This window comes from Natronorubrum bangense, from assembly GCF_004799645.1.
Lineage (GTDB): Archaea > Halobacteriota > Halobacteria > Halobacteriales > Natrialbaceae > Natronorubrum > Natronorubrum bangense.
In genome coordinates, this window is the sequence record NZ_CP031309.1 from 1 (window position 1) to 16319 (window position 16319).

Annotated in this window: 17 protein-coding genes and 2 pseudogenes; 14 read left to right on the forward strand and 5 right to left on the reverse strand. The window is 55.1% G+C overall.

Annotated features, from left to right (window positions below):
• Positions 1-444: a pyridoxamine 5'-phosphate oxidase family protein gene (locus tag DV706_RS20870; RefSeq protein ID WP_083902028.1), complete on the forward strand. Its 444-nt coding sequence runs from the start codon at positions 1-3 to the stop codon at positions 442-444.
• Between the two features lie 91 nt (positions 445-535).
• Here the strand turns inward: DV706_RS20870 and DV706_RS20875 are convergent, their stop codons facing one another.
• Positions 536-1000 carry a pyridoxamine 5'-phosphate oxidase family protein gene (locus DV706_RS20875; RefSeq protein ID WP_006065860.1) on the reverse strand — a complete coding sequence of 155 codons (465 nt, stop codon included), beginning with the start codon at positions 998-1000 and terminating at the stop codon, positions 536-538.
• Positions 1001-1230: 230 nt separating this feature from the next.
• On the opposite strand from DV706_RS20875, the gene DV706_RS22205 reads away from it, so the two are divergent.
• The 9 genes and pseudogenes from DV706_RS22205 (at position 1231) to DV706_RS20895 (ending at position 8171) form a co-directional block, all read left to right on the forward strand.
• Positions 1231-2043 carry a hypothetical protein gene (locus DV706_RS22205; protein ID WP_240756965.1) on the forward strand — a complete coding sequence of 271 codons (813 nt, stop codon included), beginning with the start codon at positions 1231-1233 and terminating at the stop codon, positions 2041-2043.
• A pseudogene (locus DV706_RS22210) lies at positions 2016-2552 on the forward strand (type II/IV secretion system ATPase subunit); the annotation flags it as partial. The gene DV706_RS22205 and the pseudogene DV706_RS22210, both read left to right, overlap by 28 nt.
• 209 nt (positions 2553-2761) lie before the next feature.
• Positions 2762-2809: pseudogene (locus DV706_RS22610) on the forward strand (hypothetical protein); the annotation flags it as partial.
• A gap of 733 nt (positions 2810-3542) precedes the next feature.
• Positions 3543-4796, forward strand: a complete 1254-nt coding sequence (locus tag DV706_RS22215) for a type II secretion system F family protein (protein ID WP_240756967.1) — start codon at positions 3543-3545, stop codon at positions 4794-4796.
• The gene (locus DV706_RS22220; RefSeq protein ID WP_240756969.1) at positions 4789-5013 is read left to right on the forward strand and encodes a hypothetical protein; all 225 of its coding nucleotides are present in this window, start codon (positions 4789-4791) and stop codon (positions 5011-5013) included. The genes DV706_RS22215 and DV706_RS22220 overlap by 8 nt, the downstream gene beginning before the upstream one ends.
• Entirely contained in the window at positions 5010-5177 is a 168-nt protein-coding gene (locus DV706_RS22225; RefSeq protein ID WP_240756971.1) for an archaellin/type IV pilin N-terminal domain-containing protein, read from the forward strand. Before DV706_RS22220 ends, DV706_RS22225 begins: the two co-directional genes overlap by 4 nt.
• A 98-nt stretch (positions 5178-5275) precedes the next feature.
• Positions 5276-6118, forward strand: coding sequence for a hypothetical protein (locus DV706_RS22230; protein WP_240756973.1), 843 nt, complete (start codon positions 5276-5278; stop codon positions 6116-6118).
• Positions 6119-6167: 49 nt separating this feature from the next.
• On the forward strand, positions 6168-6575 hold the full coding sequence (locus tag DV706_RS22235; RefSeq protein WP_240756975.1) for a hypothetical protein: 408 nt from the start codon (positions 6168-6170) through the stop codon (positions 6573-6575).
• A 78-nt stretch (positions 6576-6653) separates the two neighbouring features.
• A complete protein-coding gene (locus DV706_RS20895) occupies positions 6654-8171 on the forward strand; it encodes an RAD55 family ATPase (RefSeq protein WP_006065856.1) in 1518 nt (505 codons plus the stop codon).
• 222 nt (positions 8172-8393) lie between these two features.
• Here DV706_RS20895 and DV706_RS20900 read toward each other — a convergent pair whose 3' ends face one another.
• Entirely contained in the window at positions 8394-8744 is a 351-nt protein-coding gene (locus DV706_RS20900) for a cupin domain-containing protein (RefSeq protein WP_006065855.1), read from the reverse strand.
• A gap of 113 nt (positions 8745-8857) precedes the next feature.
• On the opposite strand from DV706_RS20900, the gene DV706_RS22615 reads away from it, so the two are divergent.
• Together DV706_RS22615 and DV706_RS22620 are read left to right on the forward strand one after the other, a co-directional pair.
• On the forward strand, positions 8858-9553 hold the full coding sequence (locus DV706_RS22615; protein WP_240756980.1) for a hypothetical protein: 696 nt from the start codon (positions 8858-8860) through the stop codon (positions 9551-9553).
• Complete coding sequence (locus tag DV706_RS22620; protein ID WP_240756977.1) at positions 9499-9972, forward strand: transposase; 474 nt, start codon at positions 9499-9501, stop codon at positions 9970-9972. The genes DV706_RS22615 and DV706_RS22620 overlap by 55 nt, the downstream gene beginning before the upstream one ends.
• A 532-nt stretch (positions 9973-10504) precedes the next feature.
• Here DV706_RS22620 and DV706_RS20915 read toward each other — a convergent pair.
• The gene (locus DV706_RS20915; RefSeq protein WP_006065854.1) at positions 10505-11149 is read right to left on the reverse strand and encodes a nitrous oxide reductase accessory protein NosL; all 645 of its coding nucleotides are present in this window, start codon (positions 11147-11149) and stop codon (positions 10505-10507) included.
• A 213-nt stretch (positions 11150-11362) separates the two neighbouring features.
• Here DV706_RS20915 and DV706_RS20920 point away from each other — a divergent pair, with 213 nt between their 5' ends.
• The gene (locus DV706_RS20920) at positions 11363-12178 is read left to right on the forward strand and encodes an SDR family NAD(P)-dependent oxidoreductase (protein ID WP_006065853.1); all 816 of its coding nucleotides are present in this window, start codon (positions 11363-11365) and stop codon (positions 12176-12178) included.
• Between the two features lie 142 nt (positions 12179-12320).
• Here the strand turns inward: DV706_RS20920 and DV706_RS20925 are convergent, their stop codons facing one another.
• Entirely contained in the window at positions 12321-13118 is a 798-nt protein-coding gene (locus DV706_RS20925; RefSeq protein WP_083902027.1) for a DUF429 domain-containing protein, read from the reverse strand.
• 1333 nt (positions 13119-14451) lie between these two features.
• Positions 14452-14766 carry a hypothetical protein gene (locus DV706_RS20930; protein WP_006065851.1) on the reverse strand — a complete coding sequence of 105 codons (315 nt, stop codon included), beginning with the start codon at positions 14764-14766 and terminating at the stop codon, positions 14452-14454.
• 338 nt (positions 14767-15104) lie between these two features.
• Between DV706_RS20930 and DV706_RS20935 the strand changes: the two genes are divergently transcribed.
• The gene (locus tag DV706_RS20935) at positions 15105-16307 is read left to right on the forward strand and encodes a Cdc6/Cdc18 family protein (protein ID WP_006065850.1); all 1203 of its coding nucleotides are present in this window, start codon (positions 15105-15107) and stop codon (positions 16305-16307) included.
• Positions 16308-16319: the final 12 nt, after the last annotated feature.

The window sequence follows — 16319 nt, forward strand, 5'->3', positions numbered from 1 at the left end:
ATGAGAGAATTATCACGCGACGAAATTGATGAGATGCTCGTTCGGAACGGAATCGGAGTCCTAGCGGTGGTTGACGAGGGGATTCCGTACGCGATTCCAATGTCGTTTGGGTATCAGGGTGACGAAATGACGTTTGCGATGCAGTGGGGAACCGGGTATGGAGGACGGAAAAGCAAAGCAATTCGATCAAATTCGAACGTCTGCTTCACCATCTACGAACAGGATTCAGACGTACCTGAGACATGGCGCAGTGTGGTTGTTACTGGCGAAATATACGAGATTTCTGAGGAGAATCAGGTTGAGGCGTTTTCGAGTTTAGCCACAAATGCTGAGTTCGCTTCTGATTTAGAAATGTGGGGAATCCCATTTGAAGAGATTGAGATGAGCCTATTTGGGTTGAACACCGAAGACTGTGAAGGGCGTGAGTTTTCATCGATTAAGTAGAGCGGCTTCTTGTGACATCCTCCCACCGACTAAAGTCGTGGGTTTTCTCGCCTAATGTGTATAAGCATCGTCCGTCAGGGCAAGCAGTATGTCAATTTTCTTGTGTCGGCACGTTTTCACCGCGACGGCCGGACAGCGTCTCGATTTCGATTTCGTACCAGGATTTGTCAAACGTCTCTTTGTCCATCCAGCGGACATCACCCGCAGCGTCGTCGGCGCGACTGAAAAACAGGGCAGCAACTCGGTTCGAGACTTTTTCTGGCGGGATACGGTGAATCGACCCAGTTACGATGACACTCGCCCATGTCGTCTGATCTTGGAAGTCGTATGTCGAGAGCGTTACCTCTTCGCTCGTTGAGGCGAACTGCTCTTTTTTGCTCGAGTCAGTCGAGACGAACTCTATTACGATTCGATCGTAGGCCTCGTCGTAGCCATACGAGATTGGTAGTCCGTACGCCCGGTTTTCGTTCGCCAGAGAGAGCGTTCCGTTCCCTCGCTGCTCGAGAAACGCGATCGCTTCAGCAGTCGACAGCGAGTAGCCAATTTGGTCGTGCATGCCACTAGCGTATCAGCAAGGCAGAAAAAGACCACGGTGGTGGTGTCGGTGCAACGACTTACAGAAATTCGAGGCAAAAGCCTCGTCGTTCACTGAGAAGAGAACGCTGATCCGTAGAGTGACTGTTTGTTTGGTCTCAAACGGGTTTAAGTCTATAAGTTAGTAATCGACACTATTCAACTCCCTGTTGATTGTGATGCGACCCAACTGCATGGACTCTACATACGAACATGGCTGACGAGACGCCCGCATTCGAGCGTGAACACGACGACAATGGGACCGACAGGGAAGAGAGTGTGTCAACAGAATCGACTGTATTTGAGTCGATCACCAACGGTGCGACAAGCGACGCTATTGATGAGATTCTCTCATCGGCACAAACGCACTCGAGACCGCTGTTCGAGAAGGACCCGCTCGAACCGCCCCATGAGCCAACAATCGACGAGACGTTTTTTGAGTTCGACTACCTCGAGCAATACCGCTGTGAGGAGTGGACTTGGGTCAACGAGCCCTACGCCTACCTTGCAACCGTCTTCGACAGTTCGACAGAGGAGCCTCATCTCTGGGTCGTCGAACCAACCTTAGATCAGTTCGAGCAGTACGTTCGTGACGACCTCGAGGAGACACTACGACGCAAACTACTGTACGCCGACGAGACCGGCGAAGGACCGTCTCAGCAGGTTTTCGACAAAAAAGCGAGACAGCTTATTCAAAAACAGGCTGAATCGGTCTCAGAGACATCGCTGCACAAGATTCTCTACTATCTGCGTCGGGACTTCATTGGCTACGGGACTATCGATCCGTTGATGCGTGCCGAAGCAGTCGAAGACATTTCGTGTAGCGGCGCAGACATTCCGTTGTACGTCTATCACCGCGAACACGGAAACGTGGCGACAAACCGTCGACTCGGTGCAGACCAACTCGATTCGTACGTCCTACGACTCGCCAACGAGCCGGAAAACATCTCTCAGTATCGACTCCGCTCGTCGATGCGAGTCTTCCTGATGGGTCTCGCATGCAGGCAACGCTGGGTGGCGACGTGACGACACGAGGATCGAACTTCACGATCCGAAACTTTACCGACACGCCGTTTACTCCAGTCGAGTTGGTCGACTTCGGTACGTTCAGCGTCGAGCAGATGGCCTTTTTCTGGTTTGCCGTCCAGAACAACCGTTCGTTGTTGTTCGCCGGGGCGACAGGATCGGGAAAGACGACGAGCATGAACTCAATGTCGTTTTTTATCCCACCGCAGAGCAAGGTCGTCTCTATCGAGGATACGCCCGAGCTGTCGTTACCACACGACAACTGGATTCAAAGCGTCTCACGAGAGCCGACTGGCGATCGGGAACGCGGCGAAGTGTCGATGTACAACCTCCTAAACTCGAGTCTACGACAGCGACCCGAATACATCCTTGTCGGAGAGATTCGAACGGATCCGCGGGTCGCCTCGACGTTTTTCCAGGCGATTTCGACTGGCCACACGGCGTATACGACGTTCCACGCGAACTCGATACAGGGGCTATTGAGTCGGATGCAAAACGAGCCTCTGGCCGTTCCCGGACAGATGCTTGCCGAACTCGACCTCGTCTCGATCCAGAAGCAGGTCCGTGTCGATGGACAAACCGTCCGCCGAAACGACGAAATCGTCGAGATCATCTCCCGAAATGACGACCCGGGACGTTACAGACCAGTGCGGTCTTCGAGCGTGATCCGGCTGCCGACCGGTTCGACCAAGCACGGACCTCACGAACACTCGAGGACATCCGCGAGGAACGTGGCTGGTCATCGAACCGCGTCGAAACCGAACTCCAGCGGCGACGGGACGTCCTCGAGTATCTACTCGAGAACGGTCTCGATGACTACGATGTGGTCGTCCGAGCAACGACGATGTTCGCCCGCCAGCCCGATACCGTCGTCGACCTCGTCCACGACAACGTCCTCGAGACCAGACTTCGTGAGTCGATGGAGGAGCCAACGTGAGCGGAGACACGTGGCGTGTCGACGACGATCAGTCGCTCGACGGGACTGCTGGCGATGACGAGCCGAACGGCGTCGACGACAGGTCAACGGCAGCTGAGCGAGGCCGAGCTGCGTTCAGTAACGACCACGGTCGGCTACGTTCGTGGTTCAAACGGCGTTCGGAGCGGTATACTGGATTGGAGCGACAGCTCGCACAGGCTCGGCTTTCAACGGCCGTCGATGCGTACCTCGCAGAGAGTGCCGTGGCGAGTCTGAAAGCCGCTCTCGGCGGCGCGATGCTCATCACTGTCGTACTCACCGTTGTGGCCCTGGCTGATGCTTTTATATTTGAGGGGGCTGGCCTCACATCGGTGAACGGCAGCGCTGGCCGTCGGCTCCGTCTCGGCCGGAGCGCTCGCTTGTGGCAGCGCAGTGTGGGCCTTTCGGGTTCATTACCAGCCACGTCGCCTCGTTGCAGCGCGTCGAAGCGAGATTGGGCTTGGACTGCCCTCAGCAGTTACATTTCTGTATGCCATGACCGGCGGCGGCGTCGATATCATCACCGCGATCCGGTCGCTGGCGGATGAAGACGAGGTATGGAGAGATTGCAGCTGAGTTCAGCCAGATCGTTCGCGAGATGGATCTCCTCGGTGCCGACTTCCAGACTGCGATTGCTCGAGCAAGCGATCAAACGCCGAGCGAGAATCTTCAACAGTTCTTGGACAATATCCTCGGTGTACTGGAGTCGGGCGGAGACGTCAGCAGATTTCTCGAGGATGAAATCGACGAACAGGCCGAGCTCGCCCTCCAGCAACAGGAGACGTTTATCGAACGGCTCGGTTTACTGAGCGAGGTGTTCATCGCCGCGTTCGTCGCCGGGCCGTTGTTTCTGATCATCACGCTGTTAGTCATCGGCCTACTCGGCGGGATCAGCGTTCTCGAGATCATCGTTGTGATCTATGTCGTCTTGCCGTTGTGTGCGGCTGGATTCTTCCTGCTGGTCGATCTGGTCGCACAACCACAGCAGCTGACCCCATCAGTGTCGAGTGACACATCACAGCGAACGAACGGTCACAGTGAGGGCAGCCCGGTCACAACCGATTCGTCGCTGGACGACGACCCTCGATATCAGGCGTACCAACAGACCCGCTTCCGGGCGAGAGTCCGCGAGCGACTCTCGAATGCAGTCGAATACGTTACCCGACAGCCGGCATACGGATTCGGCCTGACAGCGCCACTTGGGATTCTTTTTGCCGCCGGTGTCATCCTCGCCGGCGTGGTTCAGCCAACGGCCACCGAAACCGTTGCACGACCAGTGTGGACGACGGTCTGGCTGGCTATTCTCCCGGGCCTCATCACGACTGTTCCCATCTCATTACTGTACGAACGCAACCGCCGGCGTGAGCGCGCCGTTATCGACCAGTTCCCGGACGTCCTGGAGACACTGGCGAACGCAAACCGCATGGGCGTTCCGCTCACTGCCGCGTTCAAACAAGTATCACGTTCGGGCGGCAGTCCATTGCAGGGCGAACTTACGACGGTTCGAAACGATATTGTCTGGAACCAAGATCCCTCGAAGGCGTTCCGTCGCCTCGCTGATCGGTTGCCGATCCCTCGAGTCGCCCCGACGTTGACGATCGTCGCCGAGGGTAATCGAATCAGTGGCGAACTGCACGAGGTCCTCGAAATCGCAGGCAAGGAGTTGCGGATTTACGCACGTCAGGAGTCGGCTCGACGAAGTGAAGTGAGCCCATACCTGGCGATCGTCTTCATCGGATCTTGTCTACCTGTTCGTCATCGTCGTATTGAACGCAAGCTTCCTTGGACCGATGGCTGAGACTACTGTTCCCGACACTGACCAAGCAGCGATGGCGCCAGCAACACTCTCGATCGACGTCGACGTGTATCGAACGGTCTTCTTTCATTCGGCACTTATTCAGGGGATCGTGGCCGGACTGATCGGTGGCAAGCTCACCGAAAACAGCCTTCTGAGTGGCCTGAAGTATGCGATTGCGCTGACGGTACTCATCACCGGGGTGTTTCTCATCGTATGACCTTCCACAACGGATTCGACGATCGTGCCGTCTCGCCGCTTATCGGTGCCATTCTCTTACTCGCGATCCTCGTCGCCTTACTTGGTCTGTTACAGCTAAATGCGGTGCCCGCCCTGACGGTCAGACAGAGTTCGAGCACAACCAACACGTCCAGGGCGAACTGAAAGACCTCACAGCAGGCATCGAGCGAACGGCGACGACCGGGACAGGTGAGTCCGTCGCGATCACCCCTGGCGTGCGCTATCCGTCTCGAGTGGTGCTGGTGAATCCACCACCGGCATCTGGCACTATCAGAACAGCGTCGGCGAGCAATCTAACTATCGACGGCGCCCACGCGAACGGTGCGACGGGCGACTACTGGAACGGCTCGAACAAGTCGATCCCGACGCGTCAGATCATCTACGAGCCACACTACAACGAGTACGACAACGCTCCGGAAACGGTGCTCGAACTGGGTGCCGTGTACAACCGAGTTGATGACACGACGATCGCAACCGGAGACCGCGGCGTCATCGACGGTCGAACACTCTCACTCACGAGCGTTTCGGGTGAGTACCGCCACACTGGCGTCGATCGAACGCTCGTCGATCTCACTCCCTCGAGCACCGAGACCAGAACGGTCACCGTTACCGACCGCGAGAACCCGATCACGCTGACGCTCCCAACCGACCTCGACGAATCCGAGTGGGAGTCACTGCTCGAGTCCGAGTACGATCCGGACGGTGACGAGGACAACGACCGCTACGTCACCGACTACAGCTGTACGAGCGAGGCGCCTGGGTCGTGTGGCGAACTCACCGTGACGTTACAGCCAGATGCGACCTATGAACTCCACCTCGCTCAGGTTGGCGTGGGCCACAGCTCGGTGGCACAGACACCGACATACCTCACCGATGTAGTAGGAACGAGACGAGTATCCGTGCGGGAACCCAGCAACGACTCGTCACTGAAGCCCGAGACGAACTCGACAATCCGGTTAGCGGCGTCTCGGTCACCGCCGATGTCGTCTCCGGTCCGGGTACGGTTCGAACACCCGATCAGCGCTCGGATACCGACGGCCGGACGGCCTTCATTTATGACGCACCCGAGATTGTCGACGGTGTGAACCAGTAACTGTCGAGGCAACGTTTGGGGACGGTGCCGCCGAGCGAACAGTGACGTTTACGTTTCATGTCTGGGGTGAGTCAACTGAAGAGGAATTAGAAGATCCTGCTGATGAATCGGAGCCAGATGATCCATCTGAACGGGACGGTCCGACAATACAGATCACGAACGTCGACGATCAGAGCAATCCAGTGTTCGATAGTTACGAGGTGACAGCTGAGATGGAGAGTGTCGAGGCTGATCTCTCACGTGTCGAGTTCGAGCTCATCGATTCGACGACCGGCGACGTCCTCGAGACAGAGATCGATTCGACGGTTTCTGGCACCAGTGCGACGGTCACACAACGACTCGAGCGACGAGCGGGCCCCGGATCCAGTAGCGAGTATCGAATCAGTGCGGTCGTCTACACTACCGATGGTATGAGTACGTCCGACGAGTGGGTGCCTGACTCACCGTAGCGATTCACCGCAATTTGTTCATTCAAACCAGACATTCAACACCCTCGAGATTATTACAACTGGATTCATAGAGACGGTATGGCTGTTTCGACGGGGATCGATAAGTTAGACGAGATCCTCGATGGTGGGTTCCAAGAGAATCGAACGGTCCTCGTTACTGGGCCACCGGGAACCGGCAAATCGACACTCTCGATGAACTTCTTACAGGCTGGACTCGAGGAGGGATCACCCTGTACGTACGTAAGTACCGAACAGACACTTGATGAGTTGCGTGATACATTCGAGCCGTTCTCGTTCGATCTCGAAAACGAGCTGCTGACCGTCATCTCACTCCATGCTCGTCCGGGAAGTGGATCCGAACAGTATGAACGGGGAACGATCGTCGAGACGCACGGCACGGATCGATCTGACGACGGGGAACAGTATCTCCTCCGAACGCTAGAGGGAACCAACGAGATTGACGACCACCGCATTGAGTTCTCCCCGTCGAACCTTCGCGAGTTCTTTCGGTTGAACGTGTCTGGCGATCGTGTAGTCATCGACAGCATCTCCGGCCTCCAAAGCGTCAGTCAAAACGACAACACGTACCGTCGACTCCTGTTGGACCTTATCCAACTCCTGAACAATCATCACGACGCGACAGCGGTGTTCACTGCGGAATCATCACAGCCACAGTACGACAACAATCCCCTCGGCCAGTTCTCCGCCGATGAACTGACCCAATACAACTTACACGGCGTTATTCGCCTCCATCGCGAGCGGCTCCGCGGGTCAGACCGGCGCTTGCTCGAAGTCACAAAGATGCGCGGTGTCGATTACGATTCTCGACAGTTCGAGTTAGTCTTCGACAACGGCGGTATTCGTATCCTCCCGGAAAACCGGACGTTCAGTTCCGAGTTTCTGGTCGCCAACCACATTCCAACCGGCATTGACGGATTGGATTCATTACTTGGCGGCGGATTCTTAGCTGGCGAGAGTACGGTTCTCCAGCACGATGGAAAGGCCGAGGTCGGTGGGATTCTCTACATCATTCTCTCGAATCTACTTTCATCGGACATGTCGGTCGCGCTCTTGCCCCGTATCGACTCACAGCCACTGTTCCCACAGTCGGTTTTCGAGCGCCTTGGCACGTCGATGGACGACCTCCTTGATGCCGATCGGCTGTTCGTCTTCGACCACAACGGCGTATGGGAAGACCACCAGAATATCTTCAAATCTATCGCGGACGAGCGTGGCATCAAAGACGCAATGACGACGGTCCATAACCGTTCCCGTGGCGACGGGGTCGTCATGGCACTCGATACGAACACGCTGGCACACATGCTCGGCGCGGAACCAACGCGACGGGTTTGCTCGTGGCTCCAATCAACTGTCCTCTCCCCGTCTGATACCGTCGTCGACATTCATAATCCAGCACTCCTACAGGAAGATCTCACAACGTTTCATGTCGATACCGCATCACAGGTTCTCGAGACGTGGTTGAACGACAGCGGACTACAGTACGTCCAACTCCGGAAGAGTTCGACCGGGGATGTTGGGGCCGTTCGACTCATCGAATATCTCGATAGGTCGCCGTACGTCAGAGTCGTCACGTGATCAGAGTCGAGGACTTCCGCTATTTTATATGCGGAGCAGGCGCAAAACACCGCCGTTCACTCTAGAAGAGTGTCATAGAAGTCTTCCCACAGTGGCGATTCCACTCGCTCTTTCGGTGAACTGGTCCCCAAGAAGATCTGTGAACTGACTTTCAATTGGTCAACTGCCCCGATCTCAAGGGTCAGGGTTTCCGCCCTGTACCGCCTATGAATATCCTAATATTCAGGTGTCTTTCTCACGAATACTGTACGAGGTGGGGTTAATCGTCGGCCCCAACATAATCAGGACGGTAATATCTTCGGTAATCTTGAAAAAGTCGTGTTCGAGGGCGGGTTCGACGTGGACGAGGTCGCCCGCTTCGATATCATAAGTCTCATCGCCGATCCTCATTTTGCCCGACCCCGAAAGTACGTAATACAGTTCCACCTCGTTGTGAGGGTTCTTCGGGGCAGCGGTGTCGGCGGGGTACTTACCAACTTCAACGGTGATCGGCCCAGCATCGAGGACATCTCTGTGTTGGAGTGCGTCCGGTTCAAGATCATTGATTGTCTCAGTAATTGAAACGCAAGTCATGCAATATCGCTTCAGGACTGGATCGGCTTAACGCTTCTACGACAGTTGACATCCTCCCCGCTCTGAACAGTAGACGCCGAACCTAATTCACAATGCTGCTGGTGAGGGTGTCTATGGTGAAGACAACCGAAGCAAAACAGGTCTGTCACGCCGCATCGCCCCTTCTTTATCCAGAACTTGACTTTGAGATCAAATCCTGTGGGACGTACACGAGAGAGGACTTTCTCGAAGTCCTCTCTCGTATCGCTTTCGAGCAGGAATTTGCCAACACAGGCGGAAAAACACACCAGTTGAATCGGAATGAGCCGGTTGACGTCACATCCACAGCTCGAAACCCACTTGGAAAATCACTCCTTTACCACCTTCGAAATCTGGAAGCGGACGCCATCGACGAGCAGTTCGATGGCGTCCGCGATGATCTCTTCGAGGTCCTTCGGAAACGTCGACTGTTGACCAGCTGTGTCGACGTCGCGATCGACCTTCACGAATGGCGGTTCTATGGCTCAGCCGAGACAGATCATGTTCTCGTCACTTATCCTGACCAGGAAACGAATCGGACGTATTGTTTTGCAACACTGTGTATCGTGGCACCTAGAACACGATTTACGCTTGCGGTGCTCCCGCTCGAAGAGAACGGCTTTCGCGCCAAGCGCGAAGCCGTTCGAACGCTGCTGGATACCGCCCAGCAGTACATCTCACTCAGACACATATCTATCTCGACCGTGGCTTCTACCAGGTCCACGTTGTCGCAGAATTGGAACAGCTCGGTGTCGATTACATCGTTCGTGCGCGTCCGAGCAAAGGAATGAAAGACCGTCTCAGCGCCGGCGCTGAGACTGTTGTCGACGACTATCTCATGCAGCGCAAGCGGAAACCGACCGCATCGGCACCTGTAACAGTCTTTGCAGTCCCTCATCGCTCAAAAGAGGACGAGCACGTGTGGTTTGTCACGAATCGAGAGATAGCACCTGAGGCCGCTCGAGCGTACGCGGCGGCGTTCCGCCGCCGCTGGGGAATTGAAACCTCCTATCGCCAAATCGGAGACTTTCTTCCGAGAACGTCGTCGCCGACGTTCTCGGTGCGGCTGTTCTACTTTCTATTCGCAGTTGCGCTGTACAATCTCTGTGTTCTGGCGAACGTTCTCGTTACAGAGGGAGCGATTCCAGGAAAACCATCGATCTCGACGAGGACCTTCCGTGAATTCGTGCTCCTGACCGGCTACGGATAGACCGCTCTCTGAGTCGACCGAGCAGATCGGTCAGGAAGAAGCAAAGCGAGTGACAACGCTTCGGAGCGCCGCTGTACGGCGCTCCTTCGCTTCTTTGATCGTGACGCTTCAGCTATCGCATGCTGGTACCACCAACTACTGGAACGAACAAAAGATTCTCAGATTGTTTGGACCGTTGCTTCGGCAACTACTGTGAAGGGCGGGGTTTTGCGCCTGTTCATCCCATAACCGGCACGGTGGGCAGTTCGAGTGCCAATCGTGTGGGAAGTCGAACTACGCGGATTACCAGAAATGAGGCGAAGAACGTTGCGGAGTTGTATCTCCGGCGGGGCCATCAGCCGTCCAGTCGGAGGAGCGTCAGTCAATACGCTCTGAAGTCAGGAGCGAGGACGCCGAGTCAGTCGGATACACCGACTCACCCTTTAGGGGTTAGAGGCCGAGTTCACTGACAAGCCCCGCACCACCGTGCGCGGGGCAGTTGACAGCGAAAAACAGACCCGGCTGCTGACGCGATCTGGCTCACCGAGGATGCTCAACCGCTCATCTCCTCGAGGCGGGGCTCCCTGTAGAACTCCGCGACCTCACGGTCGACGTCCTCGAGGGTGATTACGTGATCGTCCTCGTTGAGGTCGTCGTAGTCCTCGACGTAGGAAACGGCGTCCTCACGATCGCTGAAGGCGAGGGGGCTCCCCATCGGCATCGGGAAGTCCTGACGGTCCCTGTCCTGTTCGTAGACGAAGTACGCCTCGGTGGCGTCGATGAGTTCGCCACTCAGGAAACACGTCGCCCAGACGCCGGCGATTTCCTCGTCGGGGTCACCACTGGTGAATTTCTCGGGGGCGAAGTAGTAGGCCGTCAGGCAGCCTTTCGAACACATGTACTCCCGGTGGCCGTCCTCGTGGACGACCTGTGCGTTCCAGTCGGGGTACTCCGCGGCGACCATACTGCAGACCGCACACTCCCCTTCGTCCTCGTCTTCGGGAAAGTCGACGGGTTCGGAGAGGGTCGACTCGTCGCCGTTGGCCTCGTCACCGTTCCTGTTGTCGTCACCATCGTCGATCCCTTCGGTGTCGTCGTCATCGTCGTCGCCGAGGCAGCCAGCGAGCCCGGCCGCTGCACCGATACCAATCGTTCCGAGTACCCAGCGTCTGTCGACTGCGCGTTCCCCAGATGTCATACACTGTCCAGTATCCACCGATGCGGTAAATCGAATATGGTCCACACGTCGAACGATTTCGAGGAATGAACCACAACTGTTTCACGCTACTTGTGGAAATATTATGGTTTGTCGCATCTCGAGTTGGTAATCCTCGTTCAAACGAGGGGGTGCCCGCCACTAGGACACGCCCACTGGAGGAAGTATTAGGTCGGCCCACGCACAGTCCTACCCATGAACGATCGATCCGCAGGTTCGAGTCGGCCCGAACGGCTCGGCGTCGCGCTTGTGACCGGCGCGGCTTCCGGTATCGGTCGCGAGTTGAGCCGGCAGTTTGCCCGAAACGGCCACGATGTGATCGCCGTCGATCTCGACGAGGCGGGTCTGGCCGCTCTCGAGCGCGATCTCGCGTCCGAACCCGGGACCGTCGTGGCAACTGTCGCACTCGACCTGACTGATCCGGACGCGCCCGCTCGCATCGCTGATCGAGTGGCGGAGACGGGTCGTGTGGTCGACACGCTGGTCAACAATGCCGGCGTCCCCGTCTACGGACCCTTCGCCGAGACCGACTGGGCCGACGAGCGCGCGATGATCCGACTCAACGTCGAGGCGCTGACGTCGCTGACCGACCACTTCCTCGAGGGGATGTGCGAGCGCGGCCGTGGACGGATCCTCAACGTCGCGTCGATGGCAGGGGTCGTCCCGACGCCGACGGCAGCCGTCTACGGTGCGACGAAGGCGTACGTCCGCTCGTTCTCGCTGGCGCTGGCCGAGGAACTCTCTGAGGAAGGGATCACGGTGACAGCGCTCTGTCCCGGCGAGACGGATACGGCGTTCATGCAACGCGGCGGGATGGAACGCTCGGCGGTCGCCCGCGGCGACTTGCTCGAGGCCGAGCTCGTGGCCAAGGCTGGCTACGAGGGAGCGATGGCCGGGAAACAAATCGTTGTCCCCGGCCGACGGGATCGGCTTCGTTATTACCTCTCCCGGCTGCTCCCCCGTCGACTCGCCGCCAAGATCACCCGGCGGCTGTGGTCGGGTTCCCAGTGATCACGTCACGAGCTGAGCATCGGCCGCCAGATCGATGCGCCCATCAGGTGGACGCAGTGAACACGGAGGTACTAGTTAGCTGAATCGAGGCGCTAAGCCCCCTTTCTGAGCGAGCGAAGCGAGCAGGGAGGGGATACAGCGCCTACTCGTGAGTGAGTTGAGTTTCACTTCGGTAGACCATTTGCATCGGCAGCCCTTCGGCGTCAGTACGTGGCGGGTCCGATGGGAGTCGGCGGAACTCCGCTACTGGAGCACAGGCTGTGAGTGCGAGCACAAATGCATCTAACACGTCATCGAGGCCGATTCTGTGCCCCTCTCTTCCAAGCTCTCGAGCAACCCTCTGCCAGTCTTCACATGTGTACTCATCGACGCCTCTAAGCACAGCAAGTCGTTCCTCGACACCAGCTGCGGTATGTTTGCTGTGCTCGAGTGGTGAGCCACTCAGTGCACGAAAGCACACTTCCGGATGTCCTTCGACCAGAACCTCTGGGTTGCCATCGCACAGGAGGAGGTCATCCACCTCGACGATTCCCGCTGAGATACTGGCTGCCTGTTGTGTCAGCCGTTTTCCGGTCAGTTCTTCGTTCCTATCGCTGATTTCGCTATGATCTGCACCAGCTGCGGCTAACTTTGCGGCTTCTCGTGCCGGCGCAGTGAACACCGACCTGTATCGTGATCCGATAACGGTCCTGGCGAGGTCGTCACACCGCCGAGAGAGTTCTCCGTCTTCCTCGACGCACGAACACGCATCTGATTCGAGCGATTCACAGAGCCCGATCGGGACGTCGACGACAATGCGACGCGCGGATGTGCCATAGTGATCCCACACCTCAGCAATTTCATCGAATACCGCAACTGATGGGGGGTCTGACTCTTCCGTATACGCTATCGAAACCCACTCACCAGATGACCAGTCAACCCCAACGTATTGTGAACACATCCGTACCTTGACTCTATGGCTAACTGACTTCTATCTATGGCCGGGCAACAGATTATTCGACGGTGTTCGTCCGTGTGCTACAGATTCTCATCGAGAACCTCGACGGTGAACTGAATCTGGATGGTCCGAACACGCTCGCGGAACGACTCACTGATAGTCGAAGGAGGGTTGCAGATGGCAGCAGAACCGCAAGCAGATGTTTTTATCAGTTCCCCCAACTAGTACATTACCAGGTTTCTTTATTCAGATTGAGGAACCACTGCTCGTGAACGCACATCTCCGTCGGTGAAATTGTCTGATCAGTAAGATATTCAATAGTCAGCACCTCTCGCTACCGCTCGTTCTATTGCAATGCACTGACTGGCACTGTTTTTCAGTCCAACAAACCGTCCTCAAAGAGACCGTAGTAACAGTTCGAAGATCCTCGAGGTTCACACAGCGGCGCGGCCACTCTTCAATCCACCGGCCATCATTAGTCCAACAGGAGTCTCTAGTTCTTTCTCACTGAACCGTTTTTTCCGACGGATTGAGTATCTTGCTGGTCTTGGATTGTGACTTCCTGGTGAGAACAGACAACAAACATCGCCGCAAATCGCATCACAATTCTATGGGTGACTTCTGATATTTTGAGTTCGGATTCTCATCGTTTGATAGCCCATCGGTTAGAGAGAGACAGCGGCGTTTGCACCGTTGTACCCTAGCCTTTCTTTGGATGATTCTGGAGGTACAGGACAGCCTAAACGGCTTCAAATAAGCTAATAGCCCCGTCGGGCACTTCTTAGGACGTAATAAGGAGGTCGACGTGATTCAGAATACAGTCTAAGCCAGGAATTGTACCCGACGGAGTAGTAAAACCCTTGAAATCGAAAGAGTAGAGATCAGAACGAGACTGAAATTTGTCACTACAAAATAATCGCAAATGACGGCACCTATGCCGTTACTGCTGGAGCTCCGCTTCTTCTGTCGAAACTGAGCAATACAGCGGCTGAAAAGTGCACGACGGACCTCTGAGCACATTGACCCATCTCCCTCACCGAATATGTAGAAAATATTATAATAATTCTATGTATGTCTGTATTCTAGTTATATCAAAGATTTGGTTAGAGCCAGTACAATTGAACTGAGTCAAACCCTTACTATTACGTTTTCAGAGATTATAACAGTATTGTGAGCTATAATATTTGTAATTTAGAAAACTGCAAATAAGTACACGTAGTTATCGAACTGCCCGATTGAGTTTAATGTATGATTCTAAGTAAAGTGATTGTACTACTAGCTACTGTTACACAACCTCATGGAGAATCGTTTCTAACTCGTTCTCCAACTCAGAAGCCTAAAGAATGGCAATCTCGCGATCAGATTGTTTTTCGAGTGAGGCAGTCTCCTCAGCGAGATCTTGAACCACCAGAAGACTGTTCCACTCAGAGCCGAAGTAATCCCCGTCCTCGTTGGAACCATTCTTCACCTCGACGATCAGGTACTCGCACTCACGCTTGTCCTCCGAGATGATCTCGAGGACGATGACGTCGGAACGACCGTACCTGGTCGGTCCGAAAGGGATTATCTTTGTCTTCGCTCGGGACGGCGACGAAAGAGGGTTTCCGATCTCGAAGTGGAAGTAACGTGAACACCCGAGTCGAGACGACACGACGCTGGATTTCGCCCCCTCCCCCCACTTTTCACGAGAGTTAGAAACAGAAGGTTAGAACAGAAACAATGTCTGAGAGTTCTTTTAGAGACTTTCGTCTGGTGAAAAAAGAATTATATCGTTACTACGTGTCTGGTTGTCTTCATAGTGTCTTATAATTTTCCCAGATTAAATATCTCTGATCCCAAAGTTTCCCCTCCACTCGGTGCTAAACACTCGTGAAATGTGGGGGGTGGGGGTGGAGTAAGATGGTATCCCGTTCATCGAATGAGACTCGTGAAACTCGTGAAACTCGTGAACAAGTGGTTTTATTATAGAGAGGTTGAATGTTATTCGCAATGGGACTTGAGCCGTTTACTCGTGACTCGACCATTTTTCAAGACGAGAACGTCCTCCGCGATAGTCACACCCCACAGACGTTAATCGAACGAGATGAGGAGTTGATGGCTTATCAATCCGCTCTCCGGCCAGTCGTGAATGGTGCCCAACCGAAGAACCTCTTTCTCTACGGACAGACCGGCGTTGGGAAGACGCTCGCAACAAAATTGGTTCTCGAGCGCCTTTCCACTGATCTCGAGTCGATGAAAGATGTCGATCTACACACTGTCTTTCTCAACTGCAAATCGCTGTCTTCAAGCTATCAAGTCGCCGCAAATCTCATAAACGAGTTTCGGCAACCCGATGACAAGATAAAGACTACTGGCTACCCCACGGGGATGATCAATCAGATGCTCTGGGACCATCTAAACGATCTCGAGGCTACTCACTGCCTGATTGTGTTAGACGAAGTGGACTCGATTGGAAACGACGACGATATTCTCTACCAGGTTCCGCGGGCAAACGACAATAATCTCGTTGAGAGTACCCAGATCGGCGTTATCGGAATCTCTAACGATTTCACATTTCGAGATAATCTCTCGGCTCGAGTGAAAGACTCGCTTTGTGATGAAGAGATTTTGTTTTCACCGTACGACGCGAATCAGCTTCGGCGCATTCTTGAGCAGCGATCTGGCAAAGCGTTCCATGAGGACGTCCTCGACGAGAACGTAATCCCGTTAGCTGCGGCATTCGCCGGGCAGAGTAGTGGATCGGCACGGCAGGCGCTTCGCCGACTGTATAAAGCGGGAGATCTCGCTCGAGATGAAGACGCAGAAATGGTGACTGAGCGTCATGTGCGAGAGGCCGATCGAGCAGTAGAACGCGACAAGGTATGGGAGGAGTTGTTGCGAGTACCAACACATTCGAAGCTTACATTATACGCATTGTTGGTGCTCGAAGCCGAAGACGAACTCCCAGCGAAGCGATCAGCGATTTACAAGCGGTATCGGATCGCAGCGAACCAGATCGATATCGATCCCCGTACCGATCGGACGGTTCACGATCGTCTCTCCCAGTTGACGTTGAAAGGCTTCCTTGATGTCGAAGAAAAGAACAAGGGTCCGAAAGGCGGCTCATACTACCAGTATCAATTTTCGATTCGGTCAGAACTGGTTACTGAAGCGCTCTCTGAAGACTCTCGAGCCAGAGATCTTTTTGAGTGACATCCTCGCCCG

What these genes read in the sequence shown, in the direction of transcription:
- DV706_RS22225 (WP_240756971.1), top strand. Translation starts at nt 5,010, where the DNA reads ATGACCTTCCACAACGGATTCGACGATCGTGCCGTCTCGCCGCTTATC.
- DV706_RS20920 (WP_006065853.1), top strand. Translation starts at nt 11,363, where the DNA reads ATGAACGATCGATCCGCAGGTTCGAGTCGGCCCGAACGGCTCGGCGTC.
- DV706_RS22205 (WP_240756965.1), top strand. Translation starts at nt 1,231, where the DNA reads ATGGCTGACGAGACGCCCGCATTCGAGCGTGAACACGACGACAATGGG.
- DV706_RS20915 (WP_006065854.1), bottom strand. Translation starts at nt 11,149, where the DNA reads ATGACATCTGGGGAACGCGCAGTCGACAGACGCTGGGTACTCGGAACG.
- DV706_RS20900 (WP_006065855.1), bottom strand. Translation starts at nt 8,744, where the DNA reads ATGACTTGCGTTTCAATTACTGAGACAATCAATGATCTTGAACCGGAC.
- DV706_RS20895 (WP_006065856.1), top strand. Translation starts at nt 6,654, where the DNA reads ATGGCTGTTTCGACGGGGATCGATAAGTTAGACGAGATCCTCGATGGT.
- DV706_RS22220 (WP_240756969.1), top strand. Translation starts at nt 4,789, where the DNA reads ATGGCTGAGACTACTGTTCCCGACACTGACCAAGCAGCGATGGCGCCA.
- DV706_RS20870 (WP_083902028.1), top strand. Translation starts at nt 1, where the DNA reads ATGAGAGAATTATCACGCGACGAAATTGATGAGATGCTCGTTCGGAAC.
- DV706_RS20925 (WP_083902027.1), bottom strand. Translation starts at nt 13,118, where the DNA reads ATGTGTTCACAATACGTTGGGGTTGACTGGTCATCTGGTGAGTGGGTT.
- DV706_RS20935 (WP_006065850.1), top strand. Translation starts at nt 15,105, where the DNA reads ATGGGACTTGAGCCGTTTACTCGTGACTCGACCATTTTTCAAGACGAG.
- DV706_RS22615 (WP_240756980.1), top strand. Translation starts at nt 8,858, where the DNA reads ATGGTGAAGACAACCGAAGCAAAACAGGTCTGTCACGCCGCATCGCCC.
- DV706_RS20875 (WP_006065860.1), bottom strand. Translation starts at nt 1,000, where the DNA reads ATGCACGACCAAATTGGCTACTCGCTGTCGACTGCTGAAGCGATCGCG.
- DV706_RS22215 (WP_240756967.1), top strand. Translation starts at nt 3,543, where the DNA reads ATGAAGACGAGGTATGGAGAGATTGCAGCTGAGTTCAGCCAGATCGTT.